At 67.8% G+C, this 24,034-nt stretch carries 18 protein-coding genes; 8 read left to right on the plus strand and 10 right to left on the minus strand.

The genetic code is table 11. The features are described 5' to 3' along the window. Positions 1 to 8: 8 nt before the first annotated feature. Positions 9 to 1,502 (minus strand): multidrug efflux transporter outer membrane subunit EmrC, encoded by a 1,494-nt coding sequence (gene emrC, locus MRBLST15_RS06455; RefSeq protein WP_089239886.1) that lies wholly within the window; start codon positions 1,500 to 1,502, stop codon positions 9 to 11. Beyond that, positions 1,499 to 1,942 carry a multidrug efflux system transcriptional regulator EmrR gene (gene emrR, locus MRBLST15_RS06460; protein WP_025877626.1) on the minus strand — a complete coding sequence of 148 codons (444 nt, stop codon included), beginning with the start codon at positions 1,940 to 1,942 and terminating at the stop codon, positions 1,499 to 1,501. Before emrR ends, emrC begins: the two co-directional genes overlap by 4 nt. A 145-nt stretch (positions 1,943 to 2,087) precedes the next feature. On the opposite strand from emrR, the gene MRBLST15_RS06465 reads away from it, so the two are divergent. Continuing rightward, positions 2,088 to 2,996 (plus strand): AraC family transcriptional regulator, encoded by a 909-nt coding sequence (locus MRBLST15_RS06465; RefSeq protein ID WP_089239882.1) that lies wholly within the window; start codon positions 2,088 to 2,090, stop codon positions 2,994 to 2,996. A gap of 59 nt (positions 2,997 to 3,055) precedes the next feature. Continuing rightward, positions 3,056 to 5,299, plus strand: a complete 2,244-nt coding sequence (gene parC, locus MRBLST15_RS06470; RefSeq protein WP_180164185.1) for a DNA topoisomerase IV subunit A — start codon at positions 3,056 to 3,058, stop codon at positions 5,297 to 5,299. Positions 5,300 to 5,613: 314 nt separating this feature from the next. Here parC and bfr read toward each other — a convergent pair whose 3' ends face one another. Further along, a complete protein-coding gene (bfr, locus tag MRBLST15_RS06475) occupies positions 5,614 to 6,102 on the minus strand; it encodes a bacterioferritin (protein WP_025877631.1) in 489 nt (162 codons plus the stop codon). Positions 6,103 to 6,227: 125 nt separating this feature from the next. Between bfr and MRBLST15_RS06480 the strand changes: the two genes are divergently transcribed. Further along, positions 6,228 to 8,567 (plus strand): penicillin acylase family protein, encoded by a 2,340-nt coding sequence (locus tag MRBLST15_RS06480; protein WP_367785495.1) that lies wholly within the window; start codon positions 6,228 to 6,230, stop codon positions 8,565 to 8,567. Between the two features lie 111 nt (positions 8,568 to 8,678). Here the strand turns inward: MRBLST15_RS06480 and MRBLST15_RS06485 are convergent, their stop codons facing one another. Both MRBLST15_RS06485 and asnB read right to left on the minus strand, forming a co-directional pair. After that, on the minus strand, positions 8,679 to 10,067 hold the full coding sequence (locus MRBLST15_RS06485) for a cation:proton antiporter (RefSeq protein WP_367785496.1): 1,389 nt from the start codon (positions 10,065 to 10,067) through the stop codon (positions 8,679 to 8,681). A 106-nt stretch (positions 10,068 to 10,173) separates the two neighbouring features. Beyond that, complete coding sequence (asnB, locus tag MRBLST15_RS06490; RefSeq protein WP_367785497.1) at positions 10,174 to 11,865, minus strand: asparagine synthase B; 1,692 nt, start codon at positions 11,863 to 11,865, stop codon at positions 10,174 to 10,176. Between the two features lie 358 nt (positions 11,866 to 12,223). On the opposite strand from asnB, the gene MRBLST15_RS06495 reads away from it, so the two are divergent. Beyond that, entirely contained in the window at positions 12,224 to 13,117 is an 894-nt protein-coding gene (locus tag MRBLST15_RS06495) for a tetratricopeptide repeat protein (protein WP_367785498.1), read from the plus strand. A gap of 46 nt (positions 13,118 to 13,163) precedes the next feature. Here MRBLST15_RS06495 and dapE read toward each other — a convergent pair whose 3' ends face one another. The 5 genes from dapE to map are packed head-to-tail and all read right to left on the minus strand — an operon-like array spanning position 13,164 to position 19,185. Further along, the gene (gene dapE, locus MRBLST15_RS06500; protein ID WP_312705021.1) at positions 13,164 to 14,291 is read right to left on the minus strand and encodes a succinyl-diaminopimelate desuccinylase; all 1,128 of its coding nucleotides are present in this window, start codon (positions 14,289 to 14,291) and stop codon (positions 13,164 to 13,166) included. Beyond that, positions 14,288 to 14,653 carry an arsenate reductase gene (locus MRBLST15_RS06505; protein ID WP_265955871.1) on the minus strand — a complete coding sequence of 122 codons (366 nt, stop codon included), beginning with the start codon at positions 14,651 to 14,653 and terminating at the stop codon, positions 14,288 to 14,290. The genes dapE and MRBLST15_RS06505 overlap by 4 nt, the downstream gene beginning before the upstream one ends. Before the next feature lie 13 nt (positions 14,654 to 14,666). Then, the gene (dapD, locus tag MRBLST15_RS06510) at positions 14,667 to 15,713 is read right to left on the minus strand and encodes a 2,3,4,5-tetrahydropyridine-2,6-dicarboxylate N-succinyltransferase (protein WP_367785499.1); all 1,047 of its coding nucleotides are present in this window, start codon (positions 15,711 to 15,713) and stop codon (positions 14,667 to 14,669) included. Beyond that, the gene (locus MRBLST15_RS06515) at positions 15,713 to 18,340 is read right to left on the minus strand and encodes a [protein-PII] uridylyltransferase (protein WP_265956010.1); all 2,628 of its coding nucleotides are present in this window, start codon (positions 18,338 to 18,340) and stop codon (positions 15,713 to 15,715) included. Before MRBLST15_RS06515 ends, dapD begins: the two co-directional genes overlap by 1 nt. 2 nt (positions 18,341 to 18,342) lie before the next feature. Further along, positions 18,343 to 19,185, minus strand: a complete 843-nt coding sequence (map, locus tag MRBLST15_RS06520; protein WP_100464301.1) for a type I methionyl aminopeptidase — start codon at positions 19,183 to 19,185, stop codon at positions 18,343 to 18,345. 173 nt (positions 19,186 to 19,358) lie between these two features. On the opposite strand from map, the gene MRBLST15_RS06525 reads away from it, so the two are divergent. From MRBLST15_RS06525 to MRBLST15_RS06540, 4 genes are read left to right on the plus strand one after another with little or no spacing between them, the layout of a single operon-like run. Further along, positions 19,359 to 19,886 carry a Csu type fimbrial protein gene (locus MRBLST15_RS06525; RefSeq protein ID WP_312705019.1) on the plus strand — a complete coding sequence of 176 codons (528 nt, stop codon included), beginning with the start codon at positions 19,359 to 19,361 and terminating at the stop codon, positions 19,884 to 19,886. Beyond that, positions 19,886 to 20,641: a fimbrial biogenesis chaperone gene (locus MRBLST15_RS06530; RefSeq protein WP_367785500.1), complete on the plus strand. Its 756-nt coding sequence runs from the start codon at positions 19,886 to 19,888 to the stop codon at positions 20,639 to 20,641. Before MRBLST15_RS06525 ends, MRBLST15_RS06530 begins: the two co-directional genes overlap by 1 nt. 7 nt (positions 20,642 to 20,648) lie before the next feature. Next, complete coding sequence (locus tag MRBLST15_RS06535; protein WP_367785501.1) at positions 20,649 to 22,991, plus strand: fimbria/pilus outer membrane usher protein; 2,343 nt, start codon at positions 20,649 to 20,651, stop codon at positions 22,989 to 22,991. Positions 22,992 to 22,993: 2 nt separating this feature from the next. Then, a complete protein-coding gene (locus tag MRBLST15_RS06540; RefSeq protein WP_367785537.1) occupies positions 22,994 to 24,031 on the plus strand; it encodes a Csu type fimbrial protein in 1,038 nt (345 codons plus the stop codon). Positions 24,032 to 24,034: the final 3 nt, after the last annotated feature.

The raw sequence follows: 24,034 nt of genomic DNA on the forward strand, positions 1-24,034 counted from the left end.
AGGCGTCTTCAGGAATGCGAGGAATCGGAATGGGAGGCAAGCGGTGCGGCGTCGGCGTCACTGGGCTGGAAACCACCGCCGAGGGCCTTGCTCAGGCGCACCGAGGTCTGCAGCTGCTGCGACTGCAGGCCGGCCAGCTGCTGCTGCGATTGCAGCAGGGTGGACTGCGCGGTCAGCACGTCCAGGTAGCTGCCGATGCCGGCGCGATAGCGCTGCTGGGCCAGGTCGAATGCGGCGCGTGCGGTATCCACCGCCTGCTGCTGCGACTGCGCCTGCTGCGCCAGTGAGCGCACTGCGTTGACCTGGTCGGCGACGTCGCGCAGTGCATCGAGCACCGCCTGGTTGTAGTTCGCTACGGCCAGGTCGTACTGCGCATCGGTGTTGGCCAGGTTGGCGCGCAGCTTGCCGCCTTCGAAGATCGGCATGCTCAGCGCCGGGCCGATGTAGGCGAAGCTGGAGCTGCTCTGCAGCAGGTCGCCGACATTCGGTGCGACCACGCCGGCCAGCGCGGTCAGGTTGAGGCTCGGGTAGAACTTGGTCTTGGCGACCTTGATCTGCTTGTCGGCCGCTTCCACCCGCCAGCGCGCGGCGACGATGTCGGGGCGGCGACCGAGCAGCTCACTGGGCACCACGCCCGGCAGCTGCAGGGCCAACGGGTTCATCGCGCGCGGGCGTTCGATCGACAGACCACGGTCCGGGCCCTTGCCGACCAGCGCGGCCAACGCGGTGCGGCCCGCGTCGATGCGCTGCTGTGCCGCCAGCAACTGCTGCTGTGCGGCCGGTACGCGGGCTTCGGCCTGGCGCACCTGCAGGTCGCTGTCGATGCCGGCGCTACGACGCTGACGGGTCAGTTCCAGCGACTTCTGCGAGCGCGCCAGTTCTTCTTCGGCTACGTCATTGAGCTGCCAGGCATAAGCCAGGTCGGTATAGGCCTGGGCGATGCCGGTGGACAGGTTCAGGCGTGCGGCCTGGGCCTCGACGGTAGCGGCATGGGCGCCGTCCACGGCAGCTTCCCAGGCGGCGCGCTTGCCGCCCCACAGGTCGATGCCGTAGCTGAAATCGAAGGCAACCTGGCTGCTGCCGGCGTAATGACCACCGATCTCATCGCCGGCCATCGATTCGGGCAGGCGCAGGCCGGTGTAGCCACCGGACACGGACAGGCTGGGCAGGCGATCGGCGCGCGCGGTGCCGACCTGCGACTGTGCCTGGCGCAGGCGGGCGTCGGCGGCGTCCAGGCTCGGATGGCCGGCGAGGCCTTCGGCGATCAACGCATCCAGCTGCGTATCGCCCAGTGCCTTCCACCAGTCCTGGGCGGGAAAACCGGCAGCGCTCAGGTCGCTGTCAGCCAGGGTGCGTTCGCTGTGCAGGCTGTCCACGTCGAGCACGTGGCCCTGCGGGGTGAGGCCACGGCTGCTGGCGCAGGCGGCCAGGGCCAGGGCCAGCGCTGAAACCAGCAGCGCGCGTCCGGACCGGCGGAGAGTGGGATGCGGGATCGGGTTCATGGGGTCGTCAGGGAATCGCGGATTCGGGTCAGGAGGGACAGCAGCTGGGTGCGTTCGTCGGCGGACAGATCACGCAGGGCGTAATCCATCACCGCGTCGCCGCGCAGCTTCAACCGCGCCCACAGCGCGCGGCCTTCATCGGTCAATACGATCTGCAGCGCACGCCGGTCCTGGGCATGCGGCTCGCGGCGCACGCAACCGAGCGCTTCCAGCTTGTCCAGCAGGCGGGTGACCGCGCTGGGCACCTGGTCGATGGCCTGGGCCAGTTCGTTGGCCGTGCACGGCGCCATGTTCGAGAGCACCTTCAGCCCGATGTAGTGGGTGAAGCCGATGCCGAGGTCTTCTTCGGCCATGGACGCGTCGAGCTGGCGGACCAGGCCGTCGCGCACCTGGCGCAGCAGCAGGCCGAAGCTGGGGGGAGTGGTTGCAGGACAGATCATGGGGGAGCATTCTCTTCCAAAAAAAATATTTCTCAATGGAAATATTCGATCTGGCATCGAATGCTGTGTTGCAGCAATGGGCTGGATCAGGTGAAGGCGCCACCTTAATGGCGCTCCCAACTGGCCCGGTAGTACAATCCAGCCAATGAATGTCACATTCAAGCCACCCCCAGCCCATGTGAAGGCGGGCGAACCCGGCCCTGCCACCCTGCTGCGTGAAGAAGCGCTGGACTGGTTCGAGCGCAATGACGGCCCGCCGGTCATCGCCTTCCGCTTCGACAGCCCGCAGGGCCTGGCGCGCGAAGTGGACTGGCATCACCACGTCCGCGCGCAGCTCATCTGCGTTGAACGTGGCCTGCTGACCACCCGCACCTCGCATGGCACCTGGTCGCTGGCGCCCGGCTCGGCGGGCTGGATGCCACCGGCCGAACCGCATACGGTCCACATCGATGGCCCCCTGCGCGGCTGGGGCATGGTGCTGGCCGCACCGCTGTGCGCCGAACTGCCGGCCGATCCGTGCGTGCTGGGCATCTCGCGGCTGGCGCAGGCGGTGGCCGAACGCATCTGCGACTGGCCACAGGACTACGAGAGCACCACCGAGCGGCAGCACATCATCAACGTGCTGCTGGACGAGATCCGCACCGCGCCGCGCCAGCGCATGCATCTGCCGATGCCGCGCGACCGGCGCCTGCTGAAGATCGCCTCACAGTTGCTGGCTGACCCGGCCGACGAGCGCGGCCTTGCGCAGTGGGCGCATTGGGCTGGCCTGTCGCCGCGCAGCCTGACCCGCCATTTCCGCGACGAGACCACCCTCAGTTTCGCCCAGTGGCGCCAGCAGGCGCGGCTGGCCGAAGCGCTGCGGCAGCTCAGCGAGGGCCGCAGCGTGGCCGATATCGCCCACGCACTGGGCTTCAGCAGCGCCAGCGCCTTCGTCACCGTGTTCCGGCGACACTTCGGGTTGCCGCCCGGACGCTACCTGGCACGGGCCGGCCACGGCCTGGAACCGGGCCTTGACCCTGCACGCGGCTTGGCATCCCCCGCCGCATCCGGATAATCACTGGATTGAGAGCGGCGACCGCCGTCACCGCCTCCCGACATAGGTAACAACGCCGCATGACCGATCTTGCCCGCCCCGTGTTCCACGGTTTCGAACAACTGCCGCTGCGCGAGTACGCCGAACGCGCCTACCTCGACTACTCGATGTACGTGGTCCTGGATCGCGCCCTGCCGTTCCTCGGCGACGGCCTGAAGCCGGTGCAGCGCCGCATCATCTATGCGATGAGCGAGCTGGGCCTGAATGCCGCGTCCAAGCCGAAGAAGTCCGCGCGTACCGTCGGTGACGTCATCGGTAAGTACCACCCGCATGGCGACAGCGCGTGCTACGAAGCGCTGGTGCTGATGGCGCAGCCATTCTCGTACCGCTATCCGCTGATCGAAGGCCAGGGCAACTTCGGTTCCAGCGACGACCCGAAGTCGTTCGCGGCGATGCGTTACACCGAATCCAAGCTGACACCGATCGCCGAAGTGCTGCTGGGCGAACTGGGCCAGGGCACCACCGACTGGGCGCCGAACTTCGACGGCACCCTGCAGGAACCGACCTGGATGCCGGCACGCCTGCCGCATCTGCTGCTGAACGGCACCACCGGCATCGCCGTGGGCATGGCCACCGATGTGCCGCCGCACAACCTCAACGAGATCGTCAGTGCGTTGCTGCATCTGTTGGACGATCCGGACGCCAGCGTGCGCGACCTGTGCGAGCACGTGAAGGGCCCCGACTACCCGTCCAACGCCGAGATCATCACCCCGGCCAACGACCTGCGGAACATGTACGAGACCGGCAACGGCAGCGTGCGTGCGCGTGCGACCTACATCAAGGAAGCGCACAACGTGGTGGTCACCGCGTTGCCGTTCCAGGTGTCGCCGTCGAAGGTGATCGAGCAGATCGCCGCGCAGATGCGTGCCAAGAAGCTGCCGTGGCTGGAAGACATCCGCGATGAGTCCGACCACGCCAACCCGGTGCGCGTGGTGCTGGTGCCGCGCTCGAACCGCGTCGACGCCGAGCAGCTGATGGGCCACCTGTTCGCGACCACGGACATGGAGCGCAGCTACCGCGTCAACCTCAACGTGATCGGGCTGGACGGCCGTCCGCAGGTGAAGAACCTGAAGACGCTGCTCAGCGAATGGCTGGCGTTCCGCAGCAGCACCGTCACCCGCCGCCTGCAGCACCGCCTGCAGAAGGTGGAGCGTCGCCTGCACCTGTTGGAAGGCCTGCTGGTGGCGTTCCTCAACCTGGACGAGGTGATCCACATCATCCGTACCGAGGACGAACCGAAGGCGGCGCTGATCGCGCGCTTCGGCCTGTCCGAGGACCAGGCCGAGTACATCCTGGAAACCAAGCTGAAGCAGCTGGCCCGCCTGGAAGAGATGAAGATCCGCGGCGAGCAGGACGAGCTGGCCAAGGAACGCGACAAGATCCTGAGCATCCTCGACAGCAAGGCCAAGCTGAAGAAGCTGATCCGCGACGAGCTGCAGGCCGATGCCAAGAAGTTCGGTGACGAGCGCCGTTCGCCGCTGGTGCAGCGCCAGGCGGCGCAGGCCATCGACGAGACCGAGCTGGTGCCGAGCGAACCGATGACGGTGGTGATGTCCGAGAAGGGCTGGATCCGTGCCGCAAAGGGCCACGACATCGATGCCTCGACCCTGTCCTATCGCGATGGCGATGCCCTGCAGGGCGCGGTGCGTGCACGCAGCACCCAGCAGGTCGCGTTCCTCGACAGCGAAGGCCGCGCCTACTCCACGCCCGTGCATACCCTGCCCTCGGCGCGCGGCAACGGTGAACCGCTGACCGGCCGCTTCTCGCCGGCCGCCGGCACCAGCTTCGTGACCCTGGCCAGCGCCGAACCGGATACCCGCTTCGTGCTGGCCTCGACCCACGGTTATGGTTTCGTCACCCGCTTCGAGAACCTGATCGGCCGCAACAAGGCCGGCAAGGCGATGCTGAACCTGTCGGCGGGCTCGTCGGTGCTTACGCCGTCGGTGGTGGCCAACGTCGCCACCGACCGCATCGTCGCGGTGACCAGTTCGGGCAACCTGCTGGCGATCGCCGCCAACGACCTGCCGGAACTGGACAAGGGCAAGGGCAACAAGATCATCGAGATCCCCAAGGCCAAGCTCGCCACCGAGCGCGTGGTGGCAATCGTGGCGATCAGCCCGGGGCAGACCCTGCAGGTACGCAGCGGCCAGCGCACGATGGGCCTGAAGTTCAACGAGCTCGAGGCCTATCTGGGCGCCCGCGCCACCCGTGGCCACCTGCTGCCGCGCGGCTGGCAGAAGGTGGAAGGGTTGTCGGTCGAATGACGCGCGGGGTCGGATCCCTTTCCAGCGGAAAGGGCTCCGACCCCATGCAACGCCTCTGGTAGATGCCAACCTTGGTTGGCACGCCTCACCCGATGGGGTCAGAGCCGTTTTCTTCGAAAACGGATCCGACCCCGGACGTCAGACACAAAAAAGCCGGGGCATTCCCCGGCTTCCTTGTTTGTCGGCTGGCGGGCGGTGGAGCAGCTGGCTGGCGAGGGCTGGCTGGCGGTGCTCCGGTGCTGGCGGGCGACAGGACGTTGTGCTTCTGCGGAAAGCAGCCGAGCATGGCTCGGCTCTACCGAAAGCGGCGTCGGTCAGTGCGCCGGGGCGCCGCTGCCGTCGATCTTGCTCAGCTGGTACAGCTCCAGGCCGATGCGCTTGATCAGGCCCAGCTGCTGCTCCAGCCACCAGGCGTGGTCTTCCTCGGTGTCCTTCAACTGCGCCAGCAGCATGTCACGGCTCACGTAGTCACCCTTCTCCTCGCACAGCTTCATGCCGGCGGCGAGGTTGTTGCGAACGGCGTATTCGGTATCCAGGTCCTTGCGCAGCATCTCCTCCACGGTCTTGCCCGGCTCGGTCGCATGCGGGCGCATGTCCGGGTCGCCGCCCAGGAACAGGATCCGGCGCAGCAGCGCGTCGGCATGCTGGGTCTCTTCTTCCATCTCGTGGTTCAGGCGTTCGTACAGCGCGAACAGGCCCTGGTCCTCGTAGCGGCGGGAGTGGATGAAGTACTGGTCGCGGGCGGCGAGTTCGCCGCGCAGCAGTTCCTTCAGGCAGGCGATGACGTCCGGGTTGCCTTTCATGGGGGGAGCTCCTGTGAATCGATGGCGCCCATGGTGCCCCATCTGCAAATACGGTGATCTAATCGGAATCAGTCGCAGTTGCGCCTGCGGCTACAATCGGTCGACATGCTCGGGAAGGACCTGCAATGCGTCGTACATGGCGGTGGATTCTGGGTGCGCTGGTCGTGATCGTGCTGCTCGCGGTACTGGTCCTGTGGTTGCTGCTGCGCGGCAGCCTGGCCGAGCTGGACGGCGAGCGCCCTTTGCCCGGGCTGGCCGGCAAGGTCACCGTGGAGCGCGATGCGCTGGGGGTGGTCACCATCACCGCTGGCAACAAGGCCGATGCGCTGCGGGCGCTCGGCCGTATTCACGCGCAGGAACGTTATTTTGAAATGGACCTGATGCGGCGCAGTGCCGCAGGTGAACTGTCCGCGCTGTTCGGGGCAAAGGCGATCGAAGCCGACAAGCGCATGCGCGTACACCGCCTGCGCGCGCGCACCGAGGCCCATCTGCAGGATGCGCTGGGCAGCGACCCTGCGGCCGTGCGCGCCTATGTGGACGGGGTCAACCAGGGTCTGGGCAGCCTGGCGGTGCGGCCGTGGGCCTACCTGCTGCTGCGGCAGGCACCGCAACCGTGGCAGGCCAGCGACAGCGTGCTGGCAGGCTTGGCCATGTACGCCGACCTGCAGGACCCCGGCAACCAGTCCGAACTGGCTCTGCAGCGCATCCGCGCGGTGGTGCCGCCTGCCCTGTACGCCCTGCTGGCGCATGACGGCAGCGAATGGGACGCGCCGCTGGCCGGCACTCCGCGCGGCAACGCCGCCCTGCCCGACGCCAGCCAGCTGGACCTGCGCACGCTGAAGGCCTCGACCGGCGCAGCTGCCGAAGATGCCGAAGATGCCGACGCAGTCGGCAGCAACAATTTCGCCGTTGCCGGTGCGCTGACCGCCGATGGCCGTGCGATCGTCGCCGACGACATGCACCTGGGCCTGCGCGCGCCCAGCCTGTGGTTCCGTGTGCGCCTGCGCTACCCCGATCCGCAGGCCGCAGGTGGCCAGGTCGACGTCAGCGGCTTCTCGCTGCCGGGCGTGCCCGCGGTGATCGTCGGCAGCAACGGCCATGTGGCCTGGGGCTTCACCAACAGCTACATCGACACCGCCGACTTCCGCAGCGAGCCCGCCGGCGCCACGGTGACCGTGCATGAGGAGCGGATCGTCGTGGCCGGCGGCACCGACGTGCAATTCCCGGTGCGCGAAACCGCGTGGGGGCCGATCCTGCACACCCACGCCGATGGCAGCGGCGACGCTCTGCGCTGGGTCGCGCAGTTGCCGGGTGCGGTGCGCATGGACTTCGCCGACATGGCACGCGCCGCCGATCTGCACCAGGCCCTGCAGATTGCCGACCACGCCGGAATTCCCGCGCAGAACCTGGTGGTCGGCGACCGCAGCGGGCGCATAGCGTGGCGACTGATCGGCGCGCGGCCTGACCGTGGCCCGGGCTGCGCGCCACTGGGTTTCAATGAAAATCAGGGCAACCAGGGCTGCGCGCCCTGGCCGATCCGCAGCGACGCCGCGCCGAGCCTGATCGATCCGCCCAGCCATCGGCTGTGGACCGCCAACAGCCGCGTGGTGGACGAGGCGACCTTGGCCACCGTCGGCAACGGCGGCTACGACCTCGGCGCACGCGGTCGGCAGATCCGCGATCTGCTGGCCACACAGGAACGCTTCGACGAGCACGACCTCCTGGCAATCCAGCTGGACGAGCGCGCGGTGTTCCTGCAGCGCTGGTGGGTGCTGCTGCAGGAGGTGATCGAGCACAGCGACGATCCGGCACTGAAGCGATTGGGTGCTGCGAGCGCGCATTGGGAAGGACGCGCCGCGATCCATTCGACCAGCTACCGGGCGGTGCGCGAGTTCCGTACACAGGTGCTCGACACGCTGACCGATGCGCTGCTGGCACCGGCCCGGGCGCAGCTGGGCGAGGATTTCCTGGCACCGCGCCTGGCGCAGCTGGAAGGCGTAGCCTGGCCGATGCTGGAACAGCGGCCCGCCAACCTGCTGCCGCCCGCGTACACCAGCTGGGATGCGCTGCTGGCCGATGCTGCACGTCGCACCGAAGCGGAGCTGTCCACGCAGGGTCCGCTGGCACACCGCAGCTGGGGCGAGCGCAATACCGCAGCGATCTGCCATCCGGTCGCGCGCGCCCTGCCCGCCTTCGCCAGTCGCTGGTTGTGCATGCCGGCCGATCCGCTGCCCGGCGACCGTGACATGCCGCGTGTACAGACGCCGTCCTTCGGTGCCTCGCAGCGGATGGTGGTCTCGCCCGGCCACGAAGCCGACGGCATCGTGCACATGCCGGGTGGGCAGAGCGGCCATCCGCTGTCGCCTTACTGGGGCGCGGGACACGAGGATTGGGTGCATGGTCGCCCCACCCCGTTCCTGCCCGGCAAGGCGCAGCACACGATGACGCTGGTACCGGTGCACTGACGGCGGCCCCCACTGCGCTGCACGCTGTAGTGCCGAGCCCATGCTCGGCTGCTTCTGGTGCGGAGCCGAGCATGGGCCCGGCTCTACAAAATGCCCGCCCGCGCGACAGGGTCAGGCCCTGCGGCGCTCGATCAGGTTCAACAGCGGCCCGGTCATCGCGGTGGTCACCAGCGCCATGATCACCAGCACCGCGAACAGGCGGTCGCCGAGCAGGCCCAGTTCGTAGCCCAGGTTGAGCACGATCAGTTCCATCAACCCGCGGGTATTCATCAGCGCCCCCAGTCGCCACGCTTCGCGCGAGGCCATGCCGGTACTGCGCGCCGCGCTCCAGGTGCCCAGCAGCTTGCCCACCGTGGCCACGGCGATCACCACCACGCACAACAGGATGTCGCTGCTGTGCAGCGCATCAGCACGCATGCGCAGGCCGGTCATGGCGAAGAACAGCGGCAGCAGCAGGGTCACCGCGAACGGTTCGACCTTGGTCACCAGCAGCTGCCGCAGCTGCGCGTTGGACGACACCGCCACACCCGCAGCGAATGCGCCGAACAGCGCGTGGATGCCGAGCACTTCGGTAACCAGCGCACTGGCCAGCGACAGCAGCAGGATGCCCAGCAGCCAGCGCCCTTCGCGACCCGGCGCGATGGTCTGGCGGGCAAACCATGGCTTCACCAGCCCCAGCATCAGCGCGATGAACGCCACCACGCACAGCAGGTTGAGGCTGGCCGGCAACCAGCCAGTGGCCTGCGCAGCCGCCACGATCAGCGCCAGCAGGCACCACGCGGTCGCATCGCCCAGCGCAGCGCAGGCGATGGCGGTCTGCCCCAGCGATGTATGGGTGATACCGCGATCAGCGAGGATGCGCAGCAGCACCGGGAAAGCGGTGATGCTCATCGAGATGCCGACGAACAGCGCGAACGCGGTGAAACCCACGCCCTGCGGACCGTGCTGCGGATACAGCCAGATCGCCAGGACCACGCCGAGCACGAACGGCACCGCGATGCCGGCGTGGCTGACAGTGAAGGCGAATCGGCGACGCCCACGCAGCGCGCCCAGATCCAGCTCGGCGCCGGCCACCAGCAGGAACATCAGCACGCCCAGCTGGCTGAGCATGCCCAGCGGCCCCAACGAAGCTGCCGGGAACAGCGCGCCGTGCACCTGTGGCAGCAGACTGCCCAGCAACAGCGGCCCCATCATCAGGCCAGCGGCCATCTCGCCGATCACCGCCGGCTGTCCGAAACGCTTCAATAGTCCGCCCGCGCCTTTGGCGACCAGCAACAGCACCAGCAGCTGCAGCAGGAACAGGCCCAGCGGCGAGGCCAGGTGATGCGCCCAATCGCTGCCGACCACGGCCTCGGCCTTGCTGGCCACCGTCGGCAGCCCGGGCCCGGCATAGCGGGCCAGCAGCAGGCCGACCAGCAACGGCACGCCAGCCCATACCAGGTACCGCCACGCCCACTTCGTCGGCCGCACGGGACCTCCGGTCTGTACGTCCATGAACATTCCCCAATGTGCAGGGCGCCGATGATACGTCCTTGCCTGCTCCGGCGCTGTGCGCTCGCCGGGCATGGCCCGGCGCTACCCTTGTCAGGCGACCGGGCACTGCCGGTCAGGCCAACGCCTGCTCGTGCACGCCGGCGATGGCGCGGCCCGACGGATCAGCGGCGGCGGCGAAGCTGGCATCCCAGGCAATGGCTGCCGGCGAGGAACAGGCGATCGACTTGCCACCCGGCACGGTTTCAGCCGCCGCGTGGCTGGGGAAGAACTGCTCGAACAGGTGGCGGTAGTAGTACGCCTCCTTGGTCTGCGGCGGGTTGTGCGGGAAACGCTTGTCGGCCGCGGCCAGCACGCGGTCGCTGACCTGCGCTTCGGCGTGCGCCTTCAGACCGTCGATCCAACCGTAGCCGACGCCATCGCTGAACTGCTCCTTCTGCCGCCACAGGATGCTGTCCGGCAGGTAGCCCTGGAAGGCCTCGCGCAGCACTGCCTTCTCGATGCGGCGACCACCTAAACCGGCGCCGACCATCTTGTGCGCGGCATCGAAACGCATCGCCACGTCGAGGAACTCGCGGTCCAGGAACGGCACGCGCGGCTCCACGCCCCAGGCCATCATCGACTTGTTGGCGCGCAGGCAATCGTAGTTGTGCAGGGCATCGAGCTTGCGCACCAGTTCCTGGTGGAACTCGCGCGCATCCGGTGCCTTGTGGAAGTACAGATAGCCGCCGAAGATCTCGTCGCTGCCCTCACCGGACAGCACCATTTTCACGCCCATCGCCTTGATCCGGCGCGCCAGCAGGAACATCGGCGTGGACGCGCGGATGGTGGTGACGTCGTAGGTTTCGATGTGGCGGATCACCTCCGGCAGCACGTCCAGGCCTTCTTCGAAGGTGTATTCGAAGCCGTGGTGCACGGTGCCCAGCGCTTCGGCGGCCACCGCAGCAGCGGCCAGATCCGGCGAACCCTTCAGGCCGATGGCGAACGAATGCAGGCGCGGCCACCAGGCTTCGCTCTGGCCGCCATCTTCAATGCGACGGCGCGCATAACGTGCTGCCACGGCGGCCACCAGCGACGAATCCAGCCCGCCCGACAGCAGCACGCCATACGGCACGTCACTCATCAGCTGGCGTTCGACCGCATGTTCAAAGGCCTGGCGCAGCTCGGCGAGATCGGCCTGGCGGCCCTGCACGTCGTCGTACTCGCGCCACGGCTGCTGGTAGTAGCGCACCAGTTCGCCGCTGGCACTGTCGTAGTAATGGCCCGGCGGGAACTGGGCAACGTCGGCGCAGGTGTCGACCAGCGCCTTCATTTCAGAAGCGACCCGCAGCCGCCCCTGCGCATCGTGGCCCCAGTACAGCGGCACCACGCCGACCGGATCGCGCGCCACCAGCACACGGCCGGCTGCACGGTCCCGCAGGGCGAAGGCGAAGATGCCGTTCAGCTGTTCCAGCCACTGCGCCGGCGATCCACCCTGGCGGTACAGCGCGTTGATCACCTCGCAGTCCGAGCCGGTCTGGAAGGCATAGGCTTCGACGAGGCCGGCCTTGAGCTGCTGGTGGTTGTAGATCTCGCCGTTGACCGCCAGCGCCAGCTGCCCGTCTGCGGACAGCAGCGGCTGCGAGCCGCCGGCCGGATCGACGATGGCCAGGCGCTCGTGGACCAGCAGCGCGCCGTCGTCCAGGTACACGCCGCTCCAGTCCGGGCCGCGATGGCGCTGGCGCTGCGACAGCTCCAGCGCATGGCGGCGCAGGGAAGGAAGATCGTCACCGGCCTGCAGGCCGAAAATACCGAAGATCGAACACATGGGTGGAGCTCCTGTTGTGGGGAAGTACACGGGGGGAAGGTGTTCGACCGGCCATCCAGGCCCGGGTAGGCCTGCGCCCGGGCACAAAAAAACCCGCATCGGCCGATGCGGGTTTTCTGGTGTCCGGGCGTATGTTGCTGTCTATCTACCCAGGGCGCAGTCCCGCATCGGCCGCGCGCGATTATTCGCACGCAGATTATTGCGGTTGGTGTTGTTGACGGCGGTGGCCAGGCGGAGCGACATGGATCCGACCGTAACCGGGTTTCCGGTGCGGCGCAACAGTTGCGATGGCAACCGATTCAGCGGCCACGCCGGTTGCGACCCGGATAATCCCCTGCCCGCTTTCCGGAACTCATGGATGAACCCTTCCTGCCGTCGCCTGCTGCCCCTCCTGGCCCTGATCGCCCTGGCCGGCTGCGCGACCACGTCCACCCGCCCGGTCGATGACAGCGAACGCGACGCCTTGGCGGCAGCTGCCGATGGTCAGTTCGATTCGGCGTTGCGCGTGGCCAAGCTGTACCAGTACCGCAACGACGTGCGTGCGCTGGACTGGTACGCGCGCGCCGCTGCCACCACGCCGCGCACGCACCGCACCACAAGCGCCGAGGAACAGCTGGGCACGATCCTGGAACGCGGCCGGCTGGACAGTGCTGATACCCCGCAGAAGCCCGACGCGGTGGTGCTCAAACCCTCCGCGCGCAAGGCCTACCGCTGGTACCACAGAGCCGCCTATCACGGCTCGCCGTATGCGATGAGCGACCTGGAGACGTGGTATGAGCGACGTGGCGACATGGAGGGCGCACTGCGTTGGCGCCTGCGCCGCGCGGTCTACCTGCGCCACCTGTACAAGCTGCAGCCGTTGCGCGATGCCACCAGTGGGTCCGCGAAACCCGGCACTCCGCTCAGTGCTGATGCCTCACCGAACCCGGTGATCGCGCGCATCCAGCGCCGCGCCGCGCGCGGCGATGCCGAAGCGCAGGTGGACCTGGGCACGCTGTACGAGGCCGGCATCGGCGTGGTGCAGGACAAAACCGAAGCGCTGCGCTGGTATGAGCGTGCCGCTGCACAGGGCAACGTGTATGGCCAGTACCTGGCCGGGCTGGCACTCGGCCGCGGCGGCGATGGCCTGCAGAAGAACGTGGATGCGGCGGCGGCGTGGTTCGCCAAGGCCCACGCGCAGGACTTCTACATGGCCGACGAGTCGTATTGGCGCGAAGCGATCAAACCGCCGTTCTTCCAGTTCTCGGAGTAGCGCCGGGCCATGCCCGGCGCATCCACGGAAACCCGGCAAACGGGTGCTACACCAGCAGGCGTTCAACCAGTCGCTGGTACAGCCCCGGCAGCGCTTCCAGCTCGTCCACGCGCACGTTCTCATCCACCTGGTGGATGCTGGCGTTGACCGGGCCGACTTCGATGCATTGCGCACCCAGCGGTGCGATGAAGCGCGCATCGGAGGTGCCACCCCCGGTGCTCTCTTCCGGCGCGCGTCCGGTGTGCTCGGCCAGCACCGCGCGCGCCGCTGCGCGCAATGTCCCTTCCGGGGTGTAGAACGGCTCGCCGCTGCGGTGCCACTTCAGCGTGTACTGCAGGCCATGACGGTCCAGCAGCGCGGTGATCTCCGCTTCCAGCTTCGCTGCATCCCAATGCGGGTTGTAGCGGATGTTGAAATCCACCTCCAGCTCACCGGGAATCACGTTGTTGGCGCCGGTACCGGCATGGATGTTGGAGATCTGCAGGCTGGTCGATGGGAAGCTCTCATAGCCCTCGTCCCAGCGCCGTGCGCTCAGTTCGGCCAGCATCGGCGCGGCAAGATGGATCGGATTGCGCGCCTTGTCCGGATAGGCCACGTGGCCCTGCACGCCCTGCACGCGCAGCTTGGCCGACAGGCTGCCACGTCGTCCCACGCGCAGCAGGTCACCCAGCGTGGCGGTGGACGACGGCTCGCCGGTGATGCACCAGTCGATGCGCTGGCCGCGCTCGGCGAACAGCCGCGCGACATGGCGCACGCCGTCGATGGCATCGCCTTCTTCGTCACTGGTCAACAGCACCGCCAGCGTGCCGGTGTGCTGCGGATGGGCCGCGACGAACTGTTCGGCAGCGATCACGAACGCGGCCACGCTGCCCTTCATGTCCGCGGTGCCGCGACCGTACAGCACGCCATCGCGGATCTGCGGTGCGAACGGATCGCTCTGCCATGCCTCCCGCGGGCCCGGCGGCACCACGTCTGTGTGGCCCAGCAGGACCAGCACTGGTGCGCCGCTGCCGTGGGTGGCCCACAGGTTGTCGACCTCGCCCAGCCGCAGGTGCTCACAGGTGAAACCGGCTGCCTGCAGCCGTTCACCGATCAGCGCCTGGCAACCGGCATCGTCCGGGGTAACCGACGGCCGTGCAATCAGATCGCAGGCCAGGTCGAGGACGGGGCTCACGCGCCGCCCACGCCGAAGCGCGCCTTGAAGCCGTTATCGCTGAAACCCTGGCTGACCTTGCCGTCGGCGGTCACCACCAGCGGACGCTTGATCAGCTGCGGGTACTCGCGCAGCAGCAGCTTCCACTCCGCCTCCGAATCGGCGGCCTTGCGGTTGTCCGGCAGCTGCCGCCAGGTGGTGGAGGACCGGTTGACCATCGCCGCCAGGCCACCCAGCTGGGCGGCCCATTCCAGCAGCGTTTCCGGGCTGGGTTTGTGGTCGCGGTAGTCGACGAAGGTGTACGGCACGCCGAAGCGGTCCAGCCACTTGCTCGCCTTCTTGCAGGTATCGCAGTTCTTCAGACCGTAGACGGTGGTGCTCATGCGTGCGGCTCCGTCAGTCGGCCAGGCCGCGCAGCAGGTCGTTGACGCTGGTCTTGCTGCGGGTGCGCGCATCGACCTGCTTGACGATCACCGCGCAGTACAGCGAGTGGGTACCGTCCTTGCTCGGCAGCGAGCCGGACACCACCACGCTGTACGGCGGGATGTAGCCGTAACTGATTTCGCCGGTGGCGCGGTTGTAGATGCGGGTGCTCTGGCTGAGGAACACGCCCATGCCGATCACGCTGTGATGGCCGACGACCACGCCTTCCACCACTTCCGAACGCGCACCGATGAAGCAATGGTCTTCGATGATGGTCGGGCTGGCCTGCAGCGGCTCGAGCACGCCGCCGATGCCGGCACCACCGGACAGGTGGCAATGCTGGCCGATCTGCGCGCAGGAACCGACGGTGGCCCAGGTATCGACCATGGTGCCTTCGCCGACGTACGCACCGATGTTGGTGAAGCTCGGCATCAGCACCACGTCCTTGCCGAAATACGTGCCGCGACGGGCGATCGCACCCGGCACAACGCGCACGCCGCCACGGCGGAACTTCGCCTCGTCATAGCCGGCAAAGCGCGATTCGACCTTGTCCCAGAACGGTGCCGGGCGTGCATCGACCACGGCCATGTCGTTGACGCGGAAATACAGCAGCACCGCCTTCTTCAGCCATTCGTTGACCTTCCAGCCACCATGGCCGTCCGGCTCGGCGACGCGGAATTCGCCGCTTTCCAGGCCGTCGATCACGCGGTTGACCAGCGGCCGGGTCGAGCCTTCCAGTTCGTGCAGGGTCAGCGTGGCGCGGCGCTCGAAGGCGCTTTCGATGCCGAACTTCAGTTCTTCCACGCCCGGGCCGGCCGGCTTGCGCAGCGACTTGCGTGCAATGTTCTCGGCGCGCGCGGCTTCGGCGGTCTTGGCCGGGGCCTTCTTCGCCGGGGCCTTCTTCACCGCAGCCTTCTTCGGCGCGGCAGTCTTCTTCGCAACCGGCTCAGCGGCAGTGGTCTTTCTGGCTGCTGCGCTCTTGGCGGTCGCGGCAGTCTTCTTTGCAGGCTTGGTGGCCATCAGGCGGGGTCTCCGGCGTTTCGATCGGGGTCCAGGCAGGCCAGCATTGCGTCATGCAGCTGCTGCCGGGCGGATTCAGTCAGGGGGAGGTCGTGTTCGTCACTGATCACGAAGGTGTCTTCGGCGCGTTCGCCGAATGTGGCAATGCGCGCGTCCTGCACGCGCAGTCCCTGGTTGCGCAGCACGAACGCCACGTCGGCCAGCAGGCCGGGGCGGTCGGGTGCCACCAGGGCGAAACGGGTTGCGCCGGGTTCATCGCGGAACTCGATGCGCGGGGCGAAACGGAAGTGGCGCAGCTGGCGTGGCACCACCCGGCGCGAGGGGCGCAGCCGCGTCAGGTCGCCACTGAGCGCCTCGCGCAGGGCAGCCTCCAGGTTAGCGCTGCTGCCATCGGCAAACGTATCGGCCGGGCTCACTTCAAAGTTATCGAAAATCGTGTTGGCCGGACCATCCAGCACGCGGGCGCGGTGGATACCGTAGCCCTTGCGGTCCAACGTCATCACGATCGCGGCGAACAGGCCATCACGGTCCGGCGAGTGCACGAACACTTCCAATGCCGGGTCGTCGACGCTGATCCGGCGAACCTTCACCAGCGTCTGGCCCTGCTTGATCGGCACCAGCGCAGCGGCCTGCCAGGCCAGCTGTTCCGGGCGCAGGCGGATGAAGCCTTCGTCGGGCATCACCGCGAACTGGCGGTCGATGGTGGCATCGTCGTAGCCCTGCTCGCGCACCAGCCCACGCACACTGTCGCGTGCTTCGGCCACGCGCTCGGCAGCCGGCACCGGATGCTCCAGGCCTTCGCGCAGCGCGCGCCGGGTCGCGAAGTACAGATCGGCCAGCAGCCGGTCCTTCCACGCGTTCCACAGCTTCGGGCTGGTGCCGGCGATGTCGGCGCAGGTCAGCAGGTAGAGGTAATCCAGGCGGTCGCGGCTGCCGACCAGGGTCGCGAAACGATGGATCACGTCCGCATCGGCGATGTCCTGCTTCTGCGCGGTCACCGACATCCGCAGGTGCTGTTCGACCAGCCAGGCAACCAGTTCGGTATCCGAACCACTCAGCCCCTGCGCGTGGCAGAACGCCCGTGCATCGACCGCGCCCAGTTCGGAATGATCGCCGCCACGGCCCTTGGCGATGTCGTGGAACAGGCCGGCCAGCAGCAGCAGTTCAGGCTTGCGCAGGCGCGGCCAGACTTCGTGGGCGATCGAGAAACGTTCGTCGGCGCGACTGCTGGCGAACAGCCCCATGTTGCGCAGGACCATCAGCGTGTGCTGATCGACGGTGTAGACATGGAACAGGTCGAACTGCATGCGCCCGCTGACCTGGGCGAACGCGGGAATCCACTGCCCCAGCACGCCCAGCCGCGCCATGCGCGATAGCGTATCGACCGGGCGCTGGCCACGCAGCAGGGCCATGAACTGTTCGCGCGCGTCCGGGTCCGCCTGGTCATAGGCAGGCAGCAGCGGCAGCGATTCGGCCAGCGCGCGCGCGGTCAAAGAATGCAGGCCACGGATCTGCGGATTGTTCGCCCAGCTGGCGAACAGCGCGAAGACCTGGCCGATGTCCGCGTTCGGCCAGTCGGCATCGTTGGCCGCCAGATAGCCACGGCGCAGGGCGAACCCCACGGTCAGCGGCTCGGGCTGTGCCTCGCCATCGAACTGTTCCTCGAACCGCTGCAGCAGGCGATCGCTGATCCGCCGCACCACTGAAGCGGCGCGGTAGAAGCCCTGCATCATCTTCTCGACGCCCAGGCTTTCGGCGTCGTCTTCAAAGCCCAGGCGCGCGGCCAGGGTTTTCTGGTAATCGAAGCGAAGGCGCTCTTCCGGGCGTCGCGCCACCAGATGCAGGCCGAAGCGAAGTCGTGCCAGCACCGCGCGTTCGCGCTTCAGCGCAGCGGCCTCGTCTGCGCCCAGGTGGCCCAGGCCGACCAACGCTTCCAGATCGCGCACACCAAACGCACGCAGCGCCATCCAGCCCAGCGTGTTGAGATCGCGCAGGCCACCGGGGCCATCCTTCAGGTCCGGCTCCAGGTTGTCGGCAGTGTCACCGAAGCGCTGGTGACGGTTGCGAAGTTCCTCGAGCTTGGCCAGGAAAAACGCACGCGGTGGCCACAGTTCGCGGTCATCCACCGCCGCACGCAGCGCGCGCCGTGCTGCCTCATCGGCCATCAGCGGGCGCGCTTCGATCAACGCCGTCAGCACGGTCTGGTCGGCCGCGGCCTCGCTGCATTGAGCGGCCGAACGCACCGCATGGCTGACCGCCAGGCCGCAATCCCACAGCAGCGCGAACAGGCGCGCGAGCGCCTCCTCGTGGGCCAGCTGCGCCTGCGGATCACCGAACACCAGCAGGTCGATGTCCGAGCGCGGAAACAGCTCACCACGCCCATAGCCACCCACGGCGAACAGCGACAGGCCACTGTCGGCCGGCAGGCAGCGCTGCCATGCATGGCGGATCAGGTGATCGGCCGCGCGCGCGCGCAACGCCAGCAGGCGCTCGATGTTGTCGCCCTGGTCGAAGCGGCGGTACAGGCGCGTATCGGCCTGCTGCAGCGCATCGCGCGCGGCAGCAGCCCAGTCCGGGTCGTTGAGCGACGCGGCCGGCGTGTCCAGCAGCGAACTCGCCGGCAGCATCCTCAGGAGACCTGCGACTCGCCCGGCGACAGGGTCAGCACGTCCACGCCGGTCTCGGTGACCGCGATCATGTGCTCCCACTGCGCCGACAGCTTGCGGTCCTTGGTCACCACGGTCCAGCCATCGGGCAGCACCTTGTTGTAGCGGGTGCCCTCGTTGATCATCGGCTCGATGGTGAAGGTCATGCCCGGCTGCAGCACCAGGCCCTGGCCCGGGCGACCGTAATGCACCACCTGCGGTTCATCGTGGTAGACCTTGCCGATGCCGTGGCCGCAATACTCGCGCACCACGCTGAAACGCTCGCCTTCGGCATAGCTCTGGATCGCATGGCCGACATCGCCCAGGGTTGCGCCCGGACGCACCGCGCGGATGCCGCGCCACATGGCTTCGTAGGTGGCGTCGACCAGGCGCTTGGCCATCACCGACGGGGTGCCGACGAAATACATGCGGCTGGTGTCGCCATGCCAGCCGTCCTTGATGACGGTGACGTCGATATTGATGATGTCGCCATCCTTGAGGACCTTCCCTTCGCTGGGAATGCCGTGGCAGATGACATTGTTGACCGAGGTGCAGACGGTCTTGGGGAAGCCGCGGTAGCCGACGTTGGCCGGAATGGCGCCCTGCACGTTCACGATGTGGTCGTGGCAGATGCGGTCCAGTTCCTCGGTCGTGACACCGGGCTTGACGTGGGGGGTGACGATGTCGAGCACTTCGCTGGCCAGGCGGCCGGCGATGCGCATCATCTCGATTTCCTGCGGGGTTTTGATATTCACGCTCATGGCACCCATTATCGCCGATCCAGCCGCAATCTGAACGAACGCCACCCAACTGGCGATCCGGGCCATGCACGGATCCGGCAAGGAATGTGAAAGCGTGATGACCCACACCCTTTCGAATCCCTGATTCTCACGCAATACAGACACTTGCGGTGCCTACGCTGGCCCCACTGTCGTCAAAACGGCGCCGAACGTGCCGTTTTCGCCCTGTTCAACGGACCTTCGGGTCAGGGAGGTTGTCCATGCGATCCGCAGCTCGTTCCCCTTTGGCCTGGGCCCTGGCCCTGCTGCTGGCCGGCCCGGCGGCCGCCGCCGACACCACCACGTTCAACGTCACCCTGGTGGTCACCAAGGCCTGCACCATCACTGCCGCTGCGGCCACCAACGTCGACTTCGGTACCGCCGCCTCCACCACCGCCACCCCCACCCTGGGCCAGGGCACCGTGACCGCGCAGTGTTCGGCGCTGACCCCGTACACCATCTCGCTGAATGCAGGTGCCAATGCCGGCACGGCCAATGACGTCACCACGCGGCGGATGAAGAACACCAACGCCGCAGTGACCGCGAACAACTACGTGGGCTACCAGCTCTACCAGGATGCCGCACATACCCTGGTCTGGGGCGCCACCACCGGCACCAACACCCAGGCCGGCATCGGCACCGGGCTGGCGGTGCCCTACATCGTCTACGGCCAGATCCTCAACCTGAGCACGGCCAACGCTGCTACCGGCAACTACCTGGATACCGTTACCGCCACGATCACCTATTGATGGAGCACGCCTGCATGGCCGGATCCCGCCCGTGGCGCGCCACCGGCGTGGCGCTGCTCGTCTTCTTCAGCCTGCTTGGGGTCAACGAGGTCTCGGCGACCAGCCTGCAGGTCGCCCCCACCAGCCTGCAGCTGGAGGCGCGCCAGCGCGCTGGCGAACTGTGGCTGACCAACAGCGGCACCTCGCCGGTGAAGCTGCAGGTGCGGGTGTTCCGTTGGATACAGCAGGACGGGAAGGAACAGCTGCTGCCCACCGAAGATCTGCTGGCTACGCCACCAATGCAGGAACTGGCAGCGGGCCAGCAGCAGCTGGTGCGGGTCATGCGCGCCGTTGCCGACGCACCGGCTGCGCAGCAGTACTACCGGCTGATCGTCGATGAGGTGCCCGATCTGGCCACGCGCACCGAAGGCATGCAGTTCGTACTGCGCTATTCCATCCCGGTGTTCGTGCAACCCGGCGCCGGCAGCCGGCTCGCACCGCGGCTGCATGCCCGCCTGGTGCGGCTGGAGGACGGCCGCAATGGCGTGGAAATAGGCAACACGGGCGACAGCTACGCGCAGATCGCCGACCTTGCCCTGGGCAGCCCGGAACGGCCGCGCATCGTCCATCCCGGCCTGCTGGGCTACGTGCTGCCCGGCCAGGTCATGCGCTGGCCGCTGGAGCGCACGGCGATCGACCGCGACAACGACCAGATCACGGCCAAGCTCAATGGCGAGTCGGAACAGACGTCGCTGCCGCCACCACCGGCTCGCTGAGGCGCTGATGAGCGCAGCGCTCGGTGCGGCCCTGTCCCCGGCGGCCCATGCAGCCGATGTCTCCGGGGTCTCCGCCGATGCCCTGCTGCCGCCACCGACCCCACTCACGGCCAACCAGACGCTGTACCTGGACGTGACCCTTAACAGCACGCCACGCGGCCTGCTGCCCTTCACCGACAATCGCGGCCGCCTGCAGGCCAGCCCCGAGATCCTGCGCCAGCTCGGTTTCAATGCCAGTGGCGATGCTCCCGTGTATCTGGACCAGATCAGCGGCGCGGTGGTGCGTTATGACGCCCACCTGCAAACCCTCGCGCTGGACGTGCCACTGGACCAGTTGACCCTCCCCACGACCGTGCTCAGCCGCCCGCAGGCGCGCGCGCCGCGCAGCAGCGCCTCGCCCGGCGTCCTGCTCAATTACGACCTGTATGGCAGCCGCGTCGACCGCCTCGGCAATCTGACCCTGAGCTCTGAACTGCGGGTGTTCGGCGTGGGTGCCGGCACCTTCGAGAACACCGCGGTCAGCCGTCGCTACCAGACCGGAGACCGCCACTGGCGCAGCGACAGCGTACGCCTGGACACGCGCTGGACCCTGGATTTCCCGGACAGGGCGCTGACTCTGGAGGTGGGCGACTTCTACAGCGGCTTCGTCGACTGGAGCCGCCCGGTACGCCTGGGCGGCCTGCAGATCGGCCGCAATTACGGATTGCAGCCGTACCGTGTGCTTACCCCGACGCCGGCCTTCCTCGGCCAGGCGGTGGTGCCATCCACGGTCGAGCTGTATGTCGATGGCCTGCGCCAGTACAGCGGCCAGGTGCCGGTCGGACCATTCCAGCTGGCCGCGCAACCGGGCATCAGCGGCAACGGCAGCGCGCAGGTCGTGGTCACCGACGCCTTCGGCCGCATGCAGACCCTGGATTTCAGCTTCTACGGCACCCAGCAGCTGCTGGCCAAGGGCCTGTCGGACTGGTCGCTCGGCGTCGGCCAGCTCCGCGAGCAGTTCGGCGAGCGCTCCTTCGCCTACGACGACCGTACCGTGGCAAGCGCCAGCTGGCGCGGCGGCGTCAGCGACACGTTCACCGGCGAAGCACACGCCGAAGGCGGCGGCGGCCTGGCACAGGCCGGCGCGGGCGGCTGGTGGCTGCTGGGCGGTGCGGGCGTGTTCAATGCCGCCTATGCCCACAGCCGCTACCAAGGCCTGCAAGGCGGCCAGTGGGCGCTGGGATACAGCTGGAACAACCGTCGTTTCAACGTCAATCTGCGCAGTGTGCGCAGCCACGGCGACTACCGCGACCTGGGCGCGCTGCAGGCCAACCTGCCGCCGAGCATCAGCGAGCAGGCCACGGTCGGCCTGGACCTGCTGCGCCTGGGCACCCTGAGCGCCAGCTACCTGCGCCTGCGCTATCCCGATGGCGAGGACAACCGCTATGCCAGCCTGTTCTGGTCACGCAGCTGGAGCCAGCGCTGGTCGGCCTACCTGTCGGTCAACCAGAACCTGGACAACAGCGATGACCGCAGTGTCTACCTGTCGCTGACCGCAAGCCTGGGCAACAACCGCCAGGCCAGCCTGTCCAGCCAGCGCAACGGCGACAGCCAGAGCTGGGTCGCCGATGTCACCCAGCCGGTACCGGGCGACGGCAGTGCCGGCGGTATCGGTTGGCGCGCACAGGTCCGCCATGGCGACGGCGGCAGCGGCGGCCTGGCCGAAGTCGGCATCCTCAACGATGTCGGCCGCTATGCCTTGGGTGCCTCGCGCCAGTCCGGCCTCAACTACGCCTATGGCAGCGCCAGCGGCAGCCTGGTGTGGATGGCCGGGCACACCTTCGCCGCCCGCGAAGTCGCCGATGCGTTCGCTGTGGTCAGCACCAATGGCGTGGGCGGTGTACCGGTGCGGCTTGAGAACCGCCTGATCGGTGTCACCGACGATCGTGGCCTGCTGCTGATCAGCCCGCTGCTGTCCTGGCAGCGCAACCGCGTCTCCATCGATACCCTGGACCTGCCGGCGGACATGCGCGCTGATCGCATCGAGGACTGGGTAACACCACGCCAGCGTGCCGGCACCGGGCTGACCTTCAACCTGCGCTCACGGCCTTCGCTGACCCTCACCGTGCAGGACATGGCGGGGCAGCCGCTGGAAGCGGGCAGCGAGGTGCAGCTGGCGGATGGCCGCCAGGCCTCGGTCGGTTACGACGGACTGCTGTATCTGGAAGACGTGGCCGCTGGCACCGTGCTGTACATCACCACCAGCAGGGGGCAGTGCCGTGCGCGGGTACCGGCGTCGCCACAGGTGGTCGCTACGGGAGCACGGCCGCGCCCGGCCCCGCTGCAATGCGTGCCGGAGGTGGCGCCATGAGCCTGCGCCTGCTGCTGCTTGGCCTGCTGCTGCTTGCATGCCTGCTACCCAGCACGCCGGCCCGCGCCGCTGCCGTATGCACGGCAACCGCAGACGTCCTGCTGCCGTTCGGCAACGTCAACAGCGGCGCCGCCGGCCCGACCTCGGGCACCCTGAACATCACCGTGACCTGCACCACCGCCGCACTGAGCCTGCTCGCCACCACCGGCGTGCGCGTCTGCGTGGGCATCGGCAGCGGCACTGGCGGCAGCACCACCACGCCGTGGCGAACGATGGTCAACGGCAGCGGCGACACACTCAACTTCCAGCTCTACAACACTTCCAACTACAGCCAGGTGACCGGCCTGACCCCGCGCGGCGTACCGCCGGCGCAGGAGCTGACCATGACCTACAACGTGCCCCTGCTGACCGGCGGCAGCGGCGCGCAGAGCGTGCAGTTGTTCGCGCAGATCCCGGCCAACCAGGTGCTGGCATCGGGCAGTTACAGCAGCACCTTCAGCGGCGCCAACGTGGTGCTGACCTGGGCCTGGAACGAGGTGCTGCTGGGGAACGCCACCGTACCGGCCACCTGCAATGGCGGTGCTACCGGCACCAACACCGCCAGCAGTGCCTTCAGCTTCAATGCCACTGCCACCGTGCTGCCGCAATGCGGCAGCTACCTCACCACCACCATGAATTTCGGCAACGTCACCGGAGGCATTCCCGCCAATATCGACCAGACCGCGACCCTCACCCTGACCTGCCTCAAGCGCACCGCGTTCCAGGTCAGCCTCGACAACGGCCAGAACAACCCTGCCCTGAGCAGCACCCGGCGCATGCGCACCACCATCGGCAGCAACAACTACTACCTGGCCTATGAGCTGTACCGGGATGCTGCGCGCAGCCAGCGCTGGGGCAATACGCTCAACGTGGACACCTTCAGCGGCGTCGGCACCGGCAGCGCGCAACCGTTGACCATCTACGGCCGGGTACCGCCGGTGAGTGGCCAACCGCCGGCCGGCACCTACAACGACCTGGTACAGGTGACGATCACCTACTGAAGG

It is taken from the genome of Stenotrophomonas sp. LST15-1-1.1, assembly GCF_040815575.1.
Taxonomy (GTDB): Bacteria; Pseudomonadota; Gammaproteobacteria; order Xanthomonadales; family Xanthomonadaceae; genus Stenotrophomonas; species Stenotrophomonas lactitubi_B.